The sequence below is a fragment of the Achromobacter sp. D7-1 genome (assembly GCF_059760445.1).
Window position 1 is genome coordinate 1 of record NZ_JCBAMT010000114.1, and the last position, 18,499, is coordinate 18,499.

The 18,499-nt window shown below is 65.9% G+C and carries 16 protein-coding genes; 13 read left to right on the plus strand and 3 right to left on the minus strand.

What is annotated here, in order from left to right; genetic code table 11:
• On the minus strand, positions 1-2,312 hold a 2,312-nt coding region (tex, locus tag AC6LKD_RS30065), incomplete at its 3' end, for an RNA-binding transcriptional accessory protein Tex (RefSeq protein WP_498118310.1).
• A 205-nt stretch (positions 2,313-2,517) separates the two neighbouring features.
• Between tex and yoaA the strand changes: the two genes are divergently transcribed.
• Positions 2,518-4,614 carry a DNA repair helicase YoaA gene (gene yoaA, locus AC6LKD_RS30070; RefSeq protein ID WP_498118312.1) on the plus strand — a complete coding sequence of 699 codons (2,097 nt, stop codon included), beginning with the start codon at positions 2,518-2,520 and terminating at the stop codon, positions 4,612-4,614.
• A gap of 97 nt (positions 4,615-4,711) precedes the next feature.
• Here the strand turns inward: yoaA and AC6LKD_RS30075 are convergent, their stop codons facing one another.
• Positions 4,712-5,923 (minus strand): MFS transporter, encoded by a 1,212-nt coding sequence (locus tag AC6LKD_RS30075; RefSeq protein ID WP_498118314.1) that lies wholly within the window; start codon positions 5,921-5,923, stop codon positions 4,712-4,714.
• Between the two features lie 86 nt (positions 5,924-6,009).
• Between AC6LKD_RS30075 and AC6LKD_RS30080 the strand changes: the two genes are divergently transcribed.
• A complete protein-coding gene (locus AC6LKD_RS30080; RefSeq protein WP_498118316.1) occupies positions 6,010-6,954 on the plus strand; it encodes a GlxA family transcriptional regulator in 945 nt (314 codons plus the stop codon).
• A 49-nt stretch (positions 6,955-7,003) separates the two neighbouring features.
• Here the strand turns inward: AC6LKD_RS30080 and AC6LKD_RS30085 are convergent, their stop codons facing one another.
• Positions 7,004-7,762: an outer membrane protein assembly factor BamD gene (locus AC6LKD_RS30085; RefSeq protein WP_237710019.1), complete on the minus strand. Its 759-nt coding sequence runs from the start codon at positions 7,760-7,762 to the stop codon at positions 7,004-7,006.
• A 137-nt stretch (positions 7,763-7,899) separates the two neighbouring features.
• On the opposite strand from AC6LKD_RS30085, the gene AC6LKD_RS30090 reads away from it, so the two are divergent.
• The 11 genes from AC6LKD_RS30090 to AC6LKD_RS30140 all read left to right on the plus strand — a co-directional run bounded on the left by AC6LKD_RS30090 (position 7,900) and on the right by AC6LKD_RS30140 (position 18,433).
• A complete protein-coding gene (locus AC6LKD_RS30090) occupies positions 7,900-8,898 on the plus strand; it encodes an RluA family pseudouridine synthase (RefSeq protein ID WP_498118318.1) in 999 nt (332 codons plus the stop codon).
• Complete coding sequence (gene pgeF / locus AC6LKD_RS30095) at positions 8,886-9,650, plus strand: peptidoglycan editing factor PgeF (RefSeq protein ID WP_498118320.1); 765 nt, start codon at positions 8,886-8,888, stop codon at positions 9,648-9,650. Before AC6LKD_RS30090 ends, pgeF begins: the two co-directional genes overlap by 13 nt.
• Positions 9,651-9,774: 124 nt before the next feature.
• Positions 9,775-11,409, plus strand: coding sequence for a class I poly(R)-hydroxyalkanoic acid synthase (gene phaC, locus AC6LKD_RS30100; RefSeq protein ID WP_498118322.1), 1,635 nt, complete (start codon positions 9,775-9,777; stop codon positions 11,407-11,409).
• 76 nt (positions 11,410-11,485) lie between these two features.
• Positions 11,486-12,223 carry an acetoacetyl-CoA reductase gene (gene phbB / locus AC6LKD_RS30105; RefSeq protein ID WP_013392344.1) on the plus strand — a complete coding sequence of 246 codons (738 nt, stop codon included), beginning with the start codon at positions 11,486-11,488 and terminating at the stop codon, positions 12,221-12,223.
• Between the two features lie 117 nt (positions 12,224-12,340).
• Complete coding sequence (gene phaR, locus AC6LKD_RS30110) at positions 12,341-12,907, plus strand: polyhydroxyalkanoate synthesis repressor PhaR (protein WP_013392345.1); 567 nt, start codon at positions 12,341-12,343, stop codon at positions 12,905-12,907.
• Between the two features lie 142 nt (positions 12,908-13,049).
• On the plus strand, positions 13,050-14,120 hold the full coding sequence (locus AC6LKD_RS30115) for a linear amide C-N hydrolase (protein WP_013392346.1): 1,071 nt from the start codon (positions 13,050-13,052) through the stop codon (positions 14,118-14,120).
• 166 nt (positions 14,121-14,286) lie between these two features.
• Positions 14,287-14,823 (plus strand): iron transporter, encoded by a 537-nt coding sequence (locus tag AC6LKD_RS30120; protein ID WP_013392347.1) that lies wholly within the window; start codon positions 14,287-14,289, stop codon positions 14,821-14,823.
• Between the two features lie 2 nt (positions 14,824-14,825).
• Entirely contained in the window at positions 14,826-15,179 is a 354-nt protein-coding gene (locus tag AC6LKD_RS30125; RefSeq protein WP_013392348.1) for a cupredoxin domain-containing protein, read from the plus strand.
• A gap of 13 nt (positions 15,180-15,192) precedes the next feature.
• Positions 15,193-16,044, plus strand: a complete 852-nt coding sequence (locus AC6LKD_RS30130) for an FTR1 family iron permease (protein ID WP_498118324.1) — start codon at positions 15,193-15,195, stop codon at positions 16,042-16,044.
• 39 nt (positions 16,045-16,083) lie between these two features.
• The gene (locus tag AC6LKD_RS30135) at positions 16,084-17,481 is read left to right on the plus strand and encodes a 4Fe-4S binding protein (protein WP_498118326.1); all 1,398 of its coding nucleotides are present in this window, start codon (positions 16,084-16,086) and stop codon (positions 17,479-17,481) included.
• Positions 17,482-17,560: 79 nt separating this feature from the next.
• Positions 17,561-18,433 carry a PhzF family phenazine biosynthesis protein gene (locus AC6LKD_RS30140; protein WP_498118328.1) on the plus strand — a complete coding sequence of 291 codons (873 nt, stop codon included), beginning with the start codon at positions 17,561-17,563 and terminating at the stop codon, positions 18,431-18,433.
• Positions 18,434-18,499 lie beyond the last annotated feature (66 nt).

An 18,499-nucleotide genomic window follows, 5' to 3' on the forward strand; every position in this document is an offset into this window, starting at 1 on the left:
CCACCGCGGCCGCCGTCGCCCTGCGGCCGGCGGTTGCGGTCGCCGCCCTTGGGCGCGTCGGCGCTGCGGCGCGCGGGCGCCGCGGTGTCGTTCAGGCGCATGGTCAGCGCCACGCGCTTGCGAGCCGCGTCCACTTCCAGCACCTTCACGCTGACCGTCTGGCCCACGCGCACGACATCGCGCGGATCCTTCACGAACTTCTCGGCCAGGGCCGAGATGTGGACCAGGCCGTCCTGGTGCACGCCGATGTCGACGAACGCGCCGAAGTTGGCCACGTTGGTCACGACGCCTTCCAGCACCATGCCCGGGTACAGGTCGTTCAGGGTCTCGACGCCTTCCTTGAACTGCGCCGTCTTGAATTCCGGGCGCGGATCGCGGCCGGGCTTTTCCAGTTCGGCGAAGATGTCGCGCACCGTCGGCAGACCGAAGCGCTCGTCGGTGAAGTCGGACGGCGACACGCCCTTGAGGGCTTCGCGCTGGCCGATGATCTGCTTCACTTCGGCCTTGATCTTGGCGACGATGCGTTCGACCACCGGATAGGCTTCCGGGTGGACCGACGAGGCGTCCAGCGGGTTGTCGCCGTTGGGAATGCGCAGGAAGCCCGCGGCCTGCTCGAACGCCTTGTCGCCAAAGCGCGGCACCTTGCGCAGGATCTCGCGGGTCGGGAAGGCGCCGTTCTCGTCGCGCCAGGCGACGATGTTCTTGGCCAGCAGGGAATTCAGGCCGGACACGCGGGCCAGCAGGGCGGCGGACGCGGTGTTCACGTCCACGCCCACGGCGTTCACGCAATCCTCGACCACGGCGTCCAGCGAACGCGCCAGCTCGCGCTGGTTGACGTCGTGCTGGTACTGGCCCACGCCGATGGCCTTGGGATCGATCTTGACCAGTTCGGCCAGCGGATCCTGCAGGCGGCGCGCGATGGACACGGCGCCGCGCAGCGTCACGTCCAGGTCAGGGAATTCCAGGGCGGCGGTTTCGGACGCGGAATAGACGGAAGCGCCGGCTTCGGAGACCACCACGCGGGTGACCTTCAGGTCCGGGAAGCGTTCCATCATGTCGCCCACCAGTTTTTCGCTTTCGCGCGAGGCGGTGCCGTTGCCGATGGCGATCAGGTCGACCTTGTGGCGCGCCACCAGGGCGGCCAGCGTGTTGATGGTGCCTTCGCGGTCGCGGCGCGGCTCGAACGGGTACACGGTGGTGGTGTCCACGACCTTGCCGGTCTGGTCGATCACCGCGACCTTGCAGCCGGTGCGGATGCCGGGGTCCAGGCCCAGCACGGCCTTGGGGCCGGCTGGCGCGGCCAGCAGCAGGTCCTTCAGGTTGGCGGCGAACACGCGGATGGCTTCGGTTTCGCCGCTTTCGCGCAGGCGGCCGATCAGTTCGCTTTCGAAGGCCGTCAGCAGCTTCACGCGCCAGGTCCAGCGGCAGACTTCGCCCAGCCAGCGGGCGCGCGGCGTGGCGTCCAGTGCGAACAGGCCGTTGCCCAGCTTCAGGAAGCCGGCGATGCGGGCCACGCAAGGGTGCGGCGTTTGCGCTTCGAGTTCGGCTTCCAGGCCCAGGCGCAGTTCCAGCACGCCTTGCTGGCGGCCGCGCAGCAGCGCCAGGATGCGGTGCGAGGGCAGGGTGCGCAGCGGCTCGTTGAAGTCGAACCAGTCGCGGAAATTGGCGCCCTCGGTTTCCTTGCCGTCGACCATCTTGGAATGGATCAGGCCGGTGGACCACAGGTGTTCGCGCATGTCGGCCAGCAGGTCCGCGTTTTCCGCGTAGCGCTCGGCCAGGATGTCGCGCGCGCCGTCGAGCGCGGCCTTGGCGTCGTTGATGGACGCTTCCGGATTCAGGTATTGCGCGGCCAGCGCGGCGGGGTCGCAGGCGGGATCGGCCAGGATGCCGTCGGCCAGCGGCTCCAGGCCTGCTTCGCGGGCGATCTGGGCGCGGGTGCGGCGCTTGGGCTTGTACGGCGCGTACAAGTCTTCCAGGCGTTGTTTGGTGTCGGCCGTGGCGATTTCCTGCTGCAGCGCTTGCGTGAGCTTGCCCTGCTGCGAGATGGATTCAAGAATGGAGCCGCGGCGCTCTTCGAGTTCGCGCAGATAGCCCAGGCGCACTTCGAGATTGCGCAGCACGGTATCGTCCAGGCCGCCGGTGGCTTCCTTGCGATAGCGGGCGATGAAGGGCACGGTGGCGCCATCGTCCAGCAATTCCACCGCCGAAGCGATCTGGGAGGCGCGCGTGCCCAGCTCGGTGGCGAGCTGCGCGACGATGCGGGCGTTGTCGACGCCGGCGGCGACGTACGTGATAGCGGAAGTTTCAGACATCTCGATACGACGACAAAAAGGAAAAACAAGGGGCGGATTGTGCCATAAGCCGCTGTTACAAAACGTGCCAGGGTGGACGGATATGTCCCCCTTGCGCTGCCCGGGTGGCCAATCGGCGGTCCGGCAGCGGGTATCATTTGGTCCTTTCCCACACAAGTGTCTGGCGCCCGAACCGCAACCGGCACCGGTTCACCGTTGACTCGCTATGCTGGACCTGGACATCTCCGAATTCTTCGACGCCGACGGGCCTTTGGCCACGGCCTTGCCCGGCTACAAGCCGCGCCCCTCGCAGGTTGAACTCTCGCAGGCCATAGGCCAAGCCATCCAGGACCGCGCCACCCTGGTGGCCGAGGCGGGCACCGGCATCGGCAAGACCTGGGCCTATCTTGTACCCGCCTTCATCCAGGGCGGCAAGGTGCTGATTTCCACCGGCACCCGCACCCTGCAGGACCAGCTTTTTGCCCGCGACCTGCCGCGCGTGCGCGCGGCGCTGGCCGCGCCGGTGACCGCCGCGCTGCTCAAGGGCCGCGGCAACTACGTCTGTCATTACCACCTGGACCGCCTGCAGGGCGACGAGCGCGCCTTGAAGTCGCGCACCGAAATCCAGCAGCTGCGCCAGATCCAGGTGTTCGCCGGCATCTCCAAGACGGGTGATCGCGGCGACCTGGCGCAGGTGCCGGAAGACGCCGACATCTGGCAGCGCGTGACCTCCACGCGCGAGAACTGCCTGGGCCAGGAATGCCCGCGCATTCGCGACTGTTTCGTGGTGAAGGCGCGCCGCCAGGCGCAAGAAGCCGACGTGGTGGTGGTCAACCACGCCCTGTTCATGGCCGACCTGGTGCTGCGCGAAGAGGGTGTGACCGATCTGCTGCCCGAAGCGGACACCGTGATCTTCGACGAAGCGCACCAGTTGCCGGATACCGCCACCCGCTTCCTGGGCAGCAGCGTGTCCACGCACCAGCTACTGGATTTTGGCCGCGCGATGGAAGCGGCCGGCCTGGCCTATGCGCGCGAGGCCGCCAAATGGAGCGACGTCAGCCGCCATGTGGAAACGGCGGCGCGCGAGCTGCGCCTGGTCTGTGCGCCGCTGGACAAGATGCCTGGCCGCAAGGCCACCTTCGAGGCCATCCCCAACCCCGAGGAATTCGACGAAGCGCTATTGGCGCTGCGCGAGGCCGTGGACGGCGCCGCGAAGGCGCTGGGCGCGGTGGCCGAAAAGCACCCGGACCTGATGGCGGCCGCGCGCAGCGGCGCCGAGATCTCGGTGCGGCTCAAGCGCTGGGCCACGCCAGGACGGGCGACCGCGGATCACGGCGACGAAGGCTGGGGCCGCGACGACCAGGCGCCCGAGCCTGCGATGCAATCGGCGTTGGGCGACGGACTCTCCACGCCCGTCGCGATCCTGGAAGGCGCTGCCGCCGCGGAACAATGGTCCGGGCCCGCGGTGCGCTGGGTCGAGCACGGCCAGCATCACGTGCGCCTGCATTCGGCGCCGCTGTCGGTGGCCCAGGCCTTTTCCAAATACCGCAAGCCGGGCCAGGCCTGGATCATGACTTCGGCCACCTTGTCCGTGAACGGCGAGTTCACCCACTTCACCAGCCAGCTTGGCCTGGAGAAGGCGCGCACGGGCAAGTGGGAATCGCCCTTCGACTACCCCGAGCAAGCCTTGCTGTTCGTGCCGCGCGGCATGCCCGAACCGCAATCGCCGCAGTTCCTCGACCGTTTCGTGCAGACGCTGTTGCCGCTGCTGGAGGCCAGTCCCGGCGGCACGCTGGTGCTGTGCACGACGCTGCGCGCCGTGGACAAGGTCGCCAACCTGCTGGCCGACGCCTTCGACGATGCCGGACATGAATGGCCCTTGCTCAAGCAGGGCGAAGGCACGCGCCGCGACCTGCTGGACCGCTTCTGCAAGCTGGAGCATCCGGTGCTGGTGGGCAGCGCCAGTTTCTGGGAAGGCATCGACCTGCCTGGCGATGTGCTGACCCTTGTGGCGATCGACAAGCTGCCGTTCGCGCCGCCCGACGATCCCGTCATCGAGGCGCGGCTGCGCGCCTGCCGCGCGCAGGGCGGCAATCCGTTTTCGGAATACCAGTTGCCCGAAGCCGCGATTTCGCTCAAGCAGGGCGCGGGCCGCTTGATCCGCACGGAATCCGATTGGGGGGTGCTGATGGTGGGCGATGCGCGCCTGGTCGAAAAGCCTTACGGCAAGCGACTGTGGCGCGGATTGCCGCCATTTGCGCGGACGCGCGAGCTGGAAGAAGTGCTGGCGTTCTACCGGCGCAAGCAGGAACCGCAGGGCTAGAAGCGGGGCTGTGTCAGAAGACACGCCAGGAGGTGGCCCCGCCAAATGGTGACCCCGCCTGATGATTGCGTCGCCGCAATGAGGCTCGCCGGCATGGTCAGGCGACGACCCGTTCCGTCCTGCGCGACAGCGCCCACCATCCTGTCATGACCGCGGCCAGGCCCACGATGGGCAGCATGGCGGCATTCAGCGCCTCCCAGCCCATGCGCGCCAGCGCCGGCCCGGCGGCCAGCGTGGCCAGTGCGGTGGTGGCATACCGCAGCATCTCGGCCGCCCCTTGCACCCGTGCCCGTTCGGCGGGACGGTAGGATTGGGCGAGCAGCGTGGTGCCGCCTACGAACATGAAGTTCCAGCCCACACCCAGGCAGAACAATGCCGCATGGAAGGCCGTGAGCGAAGTCGATTGCATCGCGATCAGCGAGCAGGCCGCGTTCAGCGCCATGCCCATGCCGAGCACGCGCGGCAGTCCCAGCCGGTTGATCAACGCGCCGGCGAAAAACGCCGGGGCGTACATGCCGATGAGGTGCCACTGCATGATGCTGGCGCCGTCGGCAATGCTGTGCTGGCAGGCCACAGCGGCGAGCGGCGCGGCTGTCATGACGAACATCATCGAGACCGACCCCACGACATTGTTGGCCAGCGCCGCCACGAATATCGGCTGCCGCATGACTTCGCCCAAGGGACGGGCCGGCAGGCCCGCGGCCTGCGTGTCGGCGGGCTGGCTGCCGTCGGCTTCCTGGTCGCGGTAGGCGAGGAGCAGCAGCGCGCTGGCCGCTCCCAGCAGGGCCACCATCAGATAGGCGCCAGAGAAGATCGCGGCGGGAAAGATGTCCTTGGCCCAGGCAGCCAGCGCCGGTCCTGCAATGGCCGCGATGACGCCGCCGGTCAGAACCACGGAGATGGCGCGGCTCTTGGCTTCGGCGGGCACCGCGTCCGCGGCCGCCAGCCGGTAGTACTGCGCGAAGGCCTGGAACACGCCGACCAGCGCCGTACCCAGGCAAAAGAGCCAGAAGTCGCTGGCGAAGACCGCGGCCACGGAAATCAGCCCGCCGGCCGCGCCCGCCAGCGATCCCAATATGAAACCGGCGCGCCGGCCGATGCGCTGCATGAGCAAGGAGGCATACCAGGTCACCGCGGCGCCCGCCACCGTGATCAGCGCAAAAGGCAGCGTCGCCAGCGCCGGATGCGGCGCCAGCATCTGGCCGGTCAGCGCCGTCAGGGTCAGGTCGATGGAGATCGCCGCGATGTACAGGCCTTGGCACACGGCGAGGATGCGGGCATTGCGCAGGCCGCGCAGGGAAGCGTTCATGGCAGGAGCAGGTCCGGAGGATTGACAGGCCCCACTCTAGCGCCCGAAACTATGGCAAGAATGACTATTTTCCCTCGTTTCTTGCCATGGCGACTCACAGAGTATGCATCCCGCCCGTGCCGAACTTCCAGCTGCTCGACATGGCCGGGCCGCTGTCAGTCTTTCAGATCGCCGCCGAACTGGTGCCGGGCGCCTATGAGGTAGCCGTGGTGTCGGCCGAGGGCGGGCCGGTCCGCTGCTCGGCTGGCGTGCCCGTGCTGACGCGTCCCTGGCGCGGCCTGCGCGCCGATACCGTGCTGGTGCCGGGCGGCCAGGGCGCGCGCGAGCCCCAGGCTGCGCCGGCCATGCTGGCCTATCTGCGCGGCGCGCATGCGCGCGGACGGCGCGTGGCCAGCGTCTGCACGGGCGCTTTCGTGCTGGCGCAGGCCGGCATCCTGCAGGGGCGCCGGGTGACGACCCACTGGCGCCACGCCGCCGAATTGCAGCAGCGCCATCCGGCATTGGCAGTGGAGGCGGATCGCATCTATGTCGAGGACCGCACGGTGTGGACCTCCGCGGGCATCACGGCCGGCATCGATCTTGCGTTGGCCATGGTGCAGGCCGACCACGGCGAGGCGGTTGCCCGAGCCACCGCCCGCGAGATGGTGGTCTATCACCGGCGCACGGGCGGGCAATCGCAGTTCTCAGTCCTGCAAGACCTGGCGCCGGCCAGCGGACGCATGCGCGAGGTCCTGGCCCACGTCGGCCAACATCTGGATCAAGTGCTGGACATCGAGCGCCTGGCCGCCGTGGCCTGCCTGAGTCCGCGCCAATTCTGCCGCCAGTTCAAGCTTGAAACCGGCCAGACTCCGGCCAAGGCCGTGGAGCGGGTGCGCGCCGAAGCCGCACGCGAACTGGTGGAAGAAGGCGAAGCCGGCATGGACGCCATCGCGCGCCGGGTGGGTTTCGGTGACACGGAACGCATGCGCCGCGCCTTCATCCGCATTTACGGGCAACCGCCACAAGCCATGCGGCGCGGCGCGCCCACATGAAAAAAGCCCCTGCGCTGCAGGGGCTTTCTTCGGTGCGGCAACTGATATGTCAGTTGAAGGGGTTCCACCAGCTCTTGTCGGCCTTCAGGCCCTTGGTCTTGAATTCGCTGTTGGGGAAGTTCTTGTCGTACACGCGCTGCGAGTCGTTCTTCAGTTCGGTCATGCCGAGCTTGTCGTAGGACTCGACCATCAGGTAGAGCGCTTCCTCGGTGGCGGGGGCGCCTTCGAAGTCGGTGATGACGGTTTGCGCGCGGTTGGCGGCGGCCACGTAGGCGCCGCGCTCATAGTAGTAGCGGGCAACGTGCACTTCGTTCATGGCGATGGTGTTGACCAGCCAGGCGACGCGCTTCTCGGCGTCCACCGTGTACTTGCTGTCCGGGTAGCGCTTGATCAGCTCGTTGAACGCGTCATAGGACGCGCGCAGGCCCTTGGGATCGCGTTCGGCGGGATCCTGGCCGGTAATGCTGCTCATGAAGGCGCTGGCCGGGGTGAAGTTGATCAAGCCCTTCAGGTAAAGGGCGTAATCGGTGCCGGGATGGTTGGGATAGAGCTGCTGGAAGCGGTCGATGGCGGCCAGGGCCTGTTCGTTTTCGCCGTCCTTCCAGTTGACGTAGGCGAGCTCAAGCAGGGCTTGCTGCGCGTAGACGCCGAAGGGGTAGCGGCTTTCGATCGCGGTCAGCCGCTCGCGCGCTTCTTTCCAGCCGCCCGAAGACATTTCCGCCTTGGCGTCCGCGTAGAGCTGTTCGGCGCTCCAGTTGGTGGTCTTGTCATATTTGCTGTTGGTCGAGCCGCAACCGGCGATGACCATGACGGCAAACAGCGCGATAACCACGCGCAAAACCGGCCCGCTTCGGGAGGCGGGATTCGAGGGAGCTGCGGAGTGGTGAATCACGAGAATCGTATCCTTGGTGTTAGCATGCAAGGCTGATTATATGATTTGTCTCCATGTCTGATACAGCCTCCGGCGCGGATCTCGTTTCTGATGATGAACTCCTGGGTAATTCCGAGGATTCTCCCCAGGGGGAACCGCAATTTGTAACCGTGCCTTCCAGCACGCGCGCTGACCGGCTGGACAAGGTGCTGGCGGGGCTGTTGCCCGAGCATTCCCGTGGCCGGCTGCAGGGTTGGATCGAGGCCGGCAACGTCCACGTGAACGGCAAGCCCGGCAAGGTGCGCCAGACGGTCGGTCCCAGTGATGAACTCACCGTCTGGCCTCAGCCCGCGCCTGAATCCCTGGCTTTCGCGCCCGAACCTGTCGATTTCGCAGTCGTCGACGAAAGTCCCGACTGGATCGTGGTGAACAAGCCCGCAGGCCTGGTCACGCACCCCGGTGCCGGCAATTGGAGCGGCACGCTGCTAAACGGCCTGCTGTACCGCTATCCCGAACTGACCCAGGTGGCGCGTGCCGGCATCGTGCATCGCCTGGACAAGGACACTTCCGGCCTGATGGTCGTGGCGCGCAACGAAACTGCCCAGACGCATCTGGTGCGCCAATTGCAGGCGCGCAGCATGGGCCGGGAATATGTGGCGCTGGCCCATGGCTGGCTGGCCGCGGCCGGCAAGGTCGATCGTCCCATCGGCCGCGATTCGCGCGTGCCGGTGCGCATGAGCGTGGAACGCCCGGTGGCGCCCAAGCCGGCCATTACCCATTACGCGCCCGCTCGCCGCGGCGAAGCGGATCCCGGCGGCCGCGTCACCGAAGTGGTGTGCCGCCTGGAAACCGGCCGCACCCATCAGATCCGCGTGCACATGGCCAGCCTGGGGCATCCGCTGCTGGCCGATACGCTGTACGGCGGCAAGAACATCGTGGGCGCGCAGCGGCAGATGCTGCATGCGCGCGCGCTGCATTTCGAAGATCCGGGCGGCCGCGGCGAAGTCGAGTTCGCCGCAGCCGTGCCTCCCGACATGGGCTTGGTCCAGGAAGAGATCGCATGGAACGCGTAGTGGCAGGCCTGCCGGTAGTGACAGGCCCGGAATGGGCGGGCGTGAACTATTTCTGCACGACCCGGGCAGGGGGCGTCGGCGTCGCGCCGCACGACACCTTGAATCTGGGTCGCCGCGCTGGAGACGATCCGGACACGGTCATTGAAAACCGGCGCCGCGTGCGTGCCGCGCTGCCCGCCGAACCCCTGTGGCTGCGTCAGGTCCACGGCAGCGAAGTCGTGGACGCTGATCAGGCCGACCTCCCGGACGAGCCGGCGGTCGATGCCAGCGTCACGGCGCGGCCCGGCCGCGTCCTGGCCGTCATGGTGGCGGACTGCCTGCCGGTGGTCATCGCCGATGCGCAAGGCACGGTGCTGGGCGCGGCGCATGCCGGCTGGCGCGGCCTGTCGGGCGGCGTGCTGGAACATACGCTGGCCGCCATGCGCGCCAAGGCGCCGCAGGCTTCGGGCTGGCGCGCCTGGGTCGGACCGGGCATCGGTCCGCAGGCGTTCGAGGTCGGCCAGGACGTGCTGGATGCCTTCTCCCAGGACGATCCCGCGGCCTTGCGCTACTTCGCGCCGCGGCCCGGGCTATCCGGAAAATGGCTGGCCGATCTCGCCGGATTGGCTGATTTCCGCCTGCGCCGCGCCGGAGTACAAGATGTCTCCTTGAGCGGACTGTGCACGGTGGCCGGGGCCGATCGATTCTTCTCGTACCGCCGTGATGGCGAAACCGGACGCATGGCGTTGCTGGCCTGGCTCGGCGGGGTTTGATCTGGCGCAAGGCCCGCGGCTGGGCTTGCGGCGTACCCTGGCAGGCCTCCTTGTATACCCGCATTGACAGCCCCGGACCCGGAATGCAACATCAATCGCGTAGTTTCGATAACAAGGTGTCGAAGTGAATGCCAATCTCTCCGCAGGGCCCATTCCGGTGAGTGTGGCACCGGAAGTCCTGGCCGACATACAGGCCGAATTCTCCCGCGAGTGGCAACGCCTTTGCGATGACGCCCGCCGTGGCGCGCTTGCGCCGCCGCCAGACCGCCGCTTTTCCGGCGATGCCTGGGCCTCCCATCATTCGCACCTGCTGCTGGCGCACACCTACCTGCTGTCGGCCCGCGCCATGTCGCGCATGGTCGATGCAGCCCAGGTCAGCGAGCCCATGCGCGACCGCCTGCGCTTTTCCATCATGCAATGGGTCGACGCGCTGTCGCCGTCGAACTTCCTGGCGCTGAACCCGGATGCCCAGCAATCCATCGTCGAAAGCGCCGGACGCGCGCTCAACGAAGGGCTGGCCAATCTGCTGGGCGACGTCAAGAAAGGCCGCATCACGCAGACGGACGAATCGCAGTTCGAGATCGGCCGCAACGTCGCGGTGACGCCAGGCGAAGTGGTGTTCGAAAACCGGCTGTTCCAGCTCATCCAGTACGCGCCGTCCACGCCCACCGTGCATGAGCGGCCGCTGGTCATCGTGCCGCCGAACATCAACAAGTTCTACATCCTGGACCTGCAGCCCGAGAATTCCTTCGTGCGGCACGCCGTGGACCAGGGCTACACGGTATTCCTGATTTCGTGGCGCAATCCGGTGTCCAGCGACACCGATGGCGTGGACCGCGCGACTTGGTCCGATTATCTGGACGACGCAGTGCTGCAGGCGCTGCGCGTGGCCAGCGACATCACCAAGCAGCCGCAGGTCAACGCGCTGGGCTTTTGCGTGGGCGGTACGATGCTGGCCTCCGCGCTGGCGCTGGCCGAGGCGCGCGGCGAGCACCCCGTGGCTTCGCTGACCCTGCTGACCTCGCTGCTCGATTTCCACGATACCGGCGTCCTGAACGTCTTCGTCGACGAAGCCCACGCGCTGCTGCGCGACCATCAACTGGGCCAGGGCGGCCTGATGCCCGGGCGTGACCTCGCCACCACCTTCTCGTTCCTGCGGCCCAATGAATTGGTCTGGAACTATGTCGTGGGCAACTACCTGAAGGGCCAGAAGCCGCCTGCGTTCGACCTGCTGTTCTGGAATGGCGACAGCACCAATCTGCCCGGACCGTTCTTCTCCTGGTACTTCCGCAATACCTACCTGGAGAACAACCTCAAGGTGCCGGGCCGGGCGCAGGCCGCGGGCATGCCCCTGGACCTGACGCGGCTGGAAATGCCGGCGTACATCTTCGGGTCGCGCGAGGACCATATCGTGCCCTGGGTCTCGGCCTATGCATCCACTCAGGTGCTGCGCGGCCCGCAGCGTTTCGTGCTGGGGGCTTCCGGCCACATCGCCGGCGTGGTGAATCCTCCGGCCAAGAAGCGCCGCAGCTATTGGGCGGCTGACAAGCTCGAACAGTCGGGCCATCATCTGCCTGGCGATCCGAACGCATGGTTCGCGCAGGCCGTCGAAACGCCGGGCAGCTGGTGGCCCGATTGGGCTGGCTGGCTGTCGGGCCATTCGGGCAAGCAGGTCAAGGCGCGTGAAAAATTGGGCAATGCCAAGTACCGGCCGATAGAGCCGGCGCCTGGCAGGTATGTGAAAGTCCGGGCAGCCTGAAACCGCGATCAGCGGTTAGGCCCGGATAGAAGAAGGTTAATTAACGAGGCGTCCGTCGCACACAGGAGGAAGTCCAATGAGCGGAAAACTGGCTTACGTAACAGGCGGGATGGGCGGTATCGGCACCTCTATTTGCCAGCGCTTGGCCAAGGAAGGCTTTCGCGTGGTGGCAGGTTGCGGCCCCAGCCGCAATTACCAGCAATGGCTGGACGAGCAGGCAGCGCAGGGCTATACGTTCTACGCGTCCGTGGGCAACGTGTCCGACTGGGACTCCACGGTAGAGGCCTTCGAACGGGTCACGAAGGAACTGGGCCCGGTCGACGTGCTGGTCAACAATGCGGGCATCACGCGCGATGGCCTGTTCCGCAAGATGAGCGCCGATGATTGGCGCGCGGTCATCGACACCAACTTGAACAGCCTGTTCAATGTGACCAAGCAGGTCATCGAAGGCATGGTCGAGCGTCAGTGGGGCCGCATCATCAACATCAGCTCGGTCAACGGGCAGAAGGGGCAGTTCGGCCAGACCAACTATTCCACGGCCAAGGCCGGCATCCATGGCTTCACCATGGCGCTGGCCCAGGAAGTGGCCAGCAAGGGCGTCACCGTCAATACGATTTCGCCCGGCTACATCGGCACCGACATGGTCCGCGCCATCCGTCCCGACGTGCTGGAAAAAATCGTTGCCACCATTCCGGTGCGCCGCCTTGGCACGCCGGAGGAAATCGCTTCCATGACGGCGTGGCTGGCCTCGGACGAGTCCGGCTTTTCGACGGGCGCGGACTTCTCGCTCAACGGCGGCCTGCACATGGGCTGACGCATCGCGGGCCGCCAGCGGGCGGCCCGTCGGTACCGGAGGGCCTCGGGGAGAGGGCCCTCCGGATTACACTAACCCTATTCCAAGCCTTAGAGATCGCCCGATCCGGGGACAACCATGACGCAAGCACAAACCGGCGCCAGCCTGCGCCTGATTAAAAAGTACCCCAACCGTCGTCTGTACGACACCCGGACCAGCACCTACATCACCCTGGCAGATGTCAAGCAACTGGTCCTGGCCAATGAAGAATTCCAGGTCGTCGATGCCAAGAGCAGCGAAGACCTGACGCGCAGCATCCTGCTGCAGATCATCCTCGAAGAGGAAAGCGGCGGCATGCCGATGTTCTCGTCGAACATGCTTTCGCAGATCATCCGTTTTTACGGCCATGCCATGCAGGGCATCATGGGTTCCTACCTGGAAAAGAACATCCAGGCCTTCATCGAAATCCAGCAGCGCATGGCGGAACAGTCCAAGGGCCTGTACGGCAGCCAGTTCGGTCCCGAGGCCTGGGCGCAGTTCATGAACGTGCAGACGCCCATGCTGCAGAACATGATGAACAACTACATCGACCAGAGCAAGAATCTGTTCGTGCAGATGCAGGACCAGATGCAGGATCAGACGCGCGCCATGTTTTCGACCTTCCCGTTCACGCCGGGCGGCACGCAAGGTTCCGGACGCAAGTAGCGGCGGGGCTGCGCCCTGCGCGGCCTCATCGATCAAGCACCCCAACAGCCGGATAGCGGTCCGGTTCTTGGGGTGTTTTTCATCCTCGCGCGCCGGCCCTGGCGCGCGGCATGTGAAAGAACAGAATCCCAGGAGCGCATGCATGAGACTGAACAAGGCGTTTTCCCGCTTGGCCTGCACCGCATTGGCCGGGCTGACGGTCCTGTCCGCGTCGTCTGCCGCCTGGGCCTGCACGCGCGTGGTCTTCCACGGCGCCGGCGATCAAGTGGTCACGGCTCGTTCGATGGACTGGAAGAACGACATCACCAGCAACCTGTGGGTGCTGCCTCGCGGCATGGCGCGCAGCGGCGAGGCCGGCCCGAATTCCCTGCGCTGGACCTCGCGCTACGGCAGCGTGGTCACGTCCGGCTATGACGTCTCCACCACGGACGGCGTGAACGAAGCGGGCCTGAGCGCCAATCTGCTGTGGCTGGCGGAATCGCAGTATCCGCAGTTCGACGCGCGGAGCAAGCCCGGGCTGACCATCGCCGCGTGGGCGCAGTACGTGCTGGACAACTACGCCACCGTCAAGGAGGCCGTGGCGGCGCTGGAACAGGAGCCCTACACCATCGTCTCGGACAACGTGCCGGGGGAGGATCGCCTGACGACGCTGCACCTGTCGATCTCGGACGCGAGCGGCGACAGCGCCATCATCGAATACATCGGCGGGCGCCAGGTGATCCACCACAGCCGCGACTACCAGGTGATGACCAACTCGCCTCAATTCGAGCAGCAGTTGGCGCTCGACGCTTACTGGCAACAGATCGGCGGCACCACCATGCTGCCGGGCACCAACCGCGCGGCCGATCGTTTCGTGCGGGCATCGTTCTATATCAACGCCATTCCCAAGGACCCTGATCCCAACAAGGCGCTGGCCAGCGTCTTCAGCGTGATACGCAATGTCTCGGTGCCCTACGGCATCAGCACGCCCGGGCAGCCCAATATTTCGTCCACCCGCTGGCGTACTGTTTTCGACCATCAGCGCAAGCTGTATTTCTTTGAATCGGCGCTGACGCCCAATACGTTCTGGGTGGATCTCAAGGCCGTGGATTTCAGTCCGGAAAGCGGCAAGGTGCTGAAGCTGGACCTGGGGCCGGACCAGCGCCACACCTACGCGGGCGACGCCACTCGCGCCTTCCAGCCGTCGGCGCCATTCAAATTTCTCGGACTCTGAAGGGGCGAACCGGACCTCTTGCACCGCTTGATCAAACGCAATGATCCGCTGATTTTCCTGGCTTCAGGTTCAGGGTTCTGTCAGTTGATTTGGTTACATTAATGAAAACGGTTCTTGTTTGTATTTTACGAGCCGTCGTCTCATTCGTGTCTCAAGGATTATGCACATGATCAAGAAAGCCTTGGCCCTGGCCATTGTCGCCCTGAGCGTTTCCGCCGCGAACGCGGCCGAATACCCCATCGGCAAACCGGTGGAAAAGGGCGGCATGGAAATCGGCGCGGTGTACCTGCAGCCGATCGAAATGGACCCCCCCGGGATGATGCGCCCGGCCAAGGATTCGGATGTGCACCTTGAAGCCGACATCCACGCCACCGCCGGCAACAAGACGGGCTTCCCCGAAGGCGAGTGGGTGCCTTACCTGGTCGTGAAGTATGAAATCCAGAAGGTCGGCAGCCAGAACGTGCAGAAGGGCACCTTCATGCCCATGGTCGCCAACGACGGCCCGCACTACGGCGAGAACGTCAAGCTGGAAGGCCCGGGCAAGTACAAGCTGAAGTATTCGATCCTGCCCCCGACCGCGGACAAGATGAGCCACTTCGGCCGCCACGTCGACAAGGAAACCGGCGTGGGTCCCTGGTTCGAACCCTTCGACCTGGAATATGAATTCGTCTACGCCGGCACCGGCAAGAAGGGCGGTTACTGATCGTGCGCAGCCTGCTACGCCTTGTCGCCGCATTGCTGATCGGCTTGGCCGGCCTGGCCGGCGGGGCGCCGGCGCAGGCGGACGAACTGCCCACGTTCACGCTGAGGTTCAAGCCGGACGGCACGTTCGAGCCCGCCACGCTGGAAGTGCCGGCGGGCCGCTTCAAGATCGAGCTCATCAACGAGAGCAACGAGCCGGTGGAATTCGAAAGCATTCCGCTGCGCAAGGAGAAAGTCCTGGGGCCGGGCGTGAAGTCCTTCGTGGTCATCACCATCTCCCGTCCCGGCGAGTATCCCTTTTTTGATGACTTTCACCAGAGCGTGAAAGGCACCTTGGTCGTCAAACCCAAGGAATAAGCGGTAGCAATATATGGAACAGGTCCTCTTTATCGTCTGGCGTGAAAGCGTCGAAGCCATGCTGGTGGTGGGCATTCTGTACACCTGGCTGCGCTCCACGCCCGAGGGCAAGCGCGGCCTGACCTACCTGTGGGGCGGCGTTGCCGCGGGCCTGGCGCTGGCCGTGGCCTTGGCGCTGGTGCTGCTGGGCGTTTCCAACTGGCTCAGCGACGAAGGCCAGGAATGGTTCCAGGCCATCATGTCGCTGGCCGCATGCGCGCTGGTGGTGCAGATGGTCGTCTGGATGAAGAAGCACGGCCGCACGCTCAAGGGCGAACTCGAAAGCGGCGCCCGCGCTTCAGTCGCCAGCGACAACTGGTGGGGCCTCTTCATATTGGTCGCGATCGCCGTGGCGCGCGAAGGCAGCGAAACCGTCGTGTTCCTGTACGGCACCGTGTCGGCGGGCGAGGGCGGCAGCGACATGCTGATGCTGGCGCTGGCCGGCGCGGCCGGTTTCGTCGTGGCGCTGTTGACGTTCTGGCTGCTGCAACTGGGCGGCAAGTTCATTACCTGGCGCCGCTTCTTCCGCGTGACTGAAATCCTGTTGTTGCTGCTGGCCGGATCGCTGCTGGTGGGCGGTCTGGATCACCTGATTTCGCTGGACGTCCTGCCGACCATCGTCGATCCGGTCTGGGACAGTTCCTGGCTCTTGAGCGATAGCACCGGCGTGGGCAAGATTCTGGCCGATTTTGCCGGCTATCGCGCGCTGCCTGCGCTGAGTTCGGTGCTGTTGTGGGTGGCTTACTGGATCATCGTGTGGGCGCTGCTGCGCTGGGTGGGAGGCAAGCCCGCAGGCGCTGCCACCGCCGCTCGCAGTGCTTCCTGAACCCGACTATTGCCGGACTGAATATTTGAAGGTTTGACCATGGCAGCTGCACTCGGGAGGGCGACCTCCCGTATCGCCGACTTCCTCCGTGACCATGCCCCGCTGTTGCGCAAGCTGCAGTGGGGCATTGTTGCGATGTACGCGTTCCTTTTGATCGTGCCCGCGATCCTGCCTTTGCCGGACAACGCGGCCTCGGTGTTCAACAACCTGACCATCGTCGCGCAGTTCGCGTTCTGGGGCGTGTGGTGGCCGTTCGTGCTCATCTCCATGCCCATCCTGGGTCGGGCCTGGTGCGGCTGGCTGTGTCCCGAGGGCATGCTGACAGAATGGGCCAGCGAACGCGGCCAGGGACATGCGATCCCGAAATGGATGCGTTGGGGCGGCTGGCCATTCGTCGCGTTCGCGCTCACGACCGTGTACGGCCAACTGGTCAGCGTGTACCAGTATCCCCTGGCGGTGTTGGCGGTGCTGGGCGGGTCCACCGTGGCGGCCATGATCGTCGGCTGGCGCTATGGCCGCAGCAAGCGCGTGTGGTGCAAATACCTGTGCCCGGTCAACGGCGTGTTCAATCTGCTGGCCAAGCTGGCGCCTTGGCACTTCAAGGTGGACGAAGAGAAGTGGCGCCATCCGGTCATCCGCATCGAACCCATCAACTGTGCGCCGCTAGTGCCGCTGCGCCACATGAAGGGCGCGGGCGATTGCCATGTCTGTGGGCGCTGCAGCGGCTATCGCGGCGCGATCGAGCTGACGGCGCGTTCGCCCGAAGAAGAGATCGTGCATGTCACTCACGGCGACCCGTGGCAGACGGCGCTGCTGTGCTTCGGCCTGATGGGCATCGCGATCGGCGCCTTCCTCTGGAGCGCCAGCCCCTGGTATGTGACCGCCAAGCAGTGGGCCGCGACCTGGCTGGTCGAACACGACATCATGTGGCCGCTGCTGGACAACGCGCCCTGGTTCATCCTGACGCATTACCCGGAAGTGAACGACAGCTTCTCATGGCTGGACGGCGCGGGCATCCTGATGTTCGTCGTCGGCGCCACGATCTGTGTCGGCGGCGCCTCCTTCCTGTCGCTGTGGATCGCCGACCGACTGGCGCCCGCCGCGCCTGTGGCAGGCGAGCCCGTGACGCGCTGGGGCCGTCCCGGCCTGCACAAGCTGGCGCAGGCCCTGATCCCATCCGCCGGCATCGGCGTGTTCCTGGGCCTGTCGGCCACCACGGTCAATCTGCTCAAGCACGAAGGGATGCAAGCCGCCTGGGCCGCACCCGTGCGCTTCACGCTGCTGAGCCTGGCGGTGCTGTGGACGCTGCGCCTGTTTGCGCGGCTGCTGAAGCCGCGCCTGGCGAGCGCCTGGCGCAAAGGCCTGGCCTGGCTGGTGCTGGCGGCCGGCCTGGCGCCGTTCTGCCTGGCCTGGGTGCTGTTCTTCGCGGTCTGGTAGCCCGCGTCCGAGGCATGCGATAAAGTGGGGTATTGCGCCGGCCGAGGCCGGCGCAGTTCTTTCAACTATCGCATCCGCCATGGCCTCATACGCTTTCCGCCTGCTCAACGTCTTCGCTTCCTCCACCTTCAGCGGCAACCAGCTATGCGTGTTCGAAGACGCGCGCGGCATGGACGACGCCACCATGCTGAACCTGGCGGCGCAGTTCAATCTGTCCGAAACGACCTTTATCCTGCCGTCCGACCAGGCGGCGGCGCGGGTGCGCATCTTCACGCCGGGCTTCGAGATGAAGTTCGCGGGCCATCCTACGATCGGAACCGCGCAGGTCGTGCGGGATTTGCGGCGGACGGGCGATGAGTTGACGCTGGAGTTCGCCGCCGGCGTGGTGCCGGTGACGGCGCGCGGCGACGCCTGGACCTTTACCGCGCCGTGCCCGGATGGCGTGCGCACCGCGGCGCCGGCGCGGGAACGCACCGAGATAGCCAGTTTGCTGGGCCTGAACGCCGACGATCTGTTGGGTGATCCGATCTGGATGGACACGGGCGCCGACCAGTTGCTGGTGCCGCTGGCCAGCGTGGAAGCCTTGCGCCGCGTTGCGCCCGACGCTTCCCGGCTCGACCGCTGGCAGGCCAACAGCCTGGGCCGCAAGGTCATGTACACCTTTGCCTTTGACGATAGCCGTCAACAAGATGGCAGGCAGGTGGTGGTGGCGCGCTACTTCTACGCCAAGGCGGGCGGCGGCGTGAACGAGGATGCCGGTACGGGTTCCGCCTGCGCCAATCTGGGCGGCTGGCTGCGGCATCAAAAGCGCCCCTTGCCCGCCAGCATTCTGGTGGAGCAGGGCGACCAGATGGGCAGGCCCTGCCGCTTGCTGCTGGACGTCCAGGCCGATGGCCGGATCCAGGTGGGCGGACGCGCGCTGGAGATAGGCCGCGGCGTGGTCGATATCTGAAATCAAGAGGCGGAAAGGGCAGAGCCCTGCCGCACGTCCATGAACAAAGCGGCGCCTGTGTCCGAC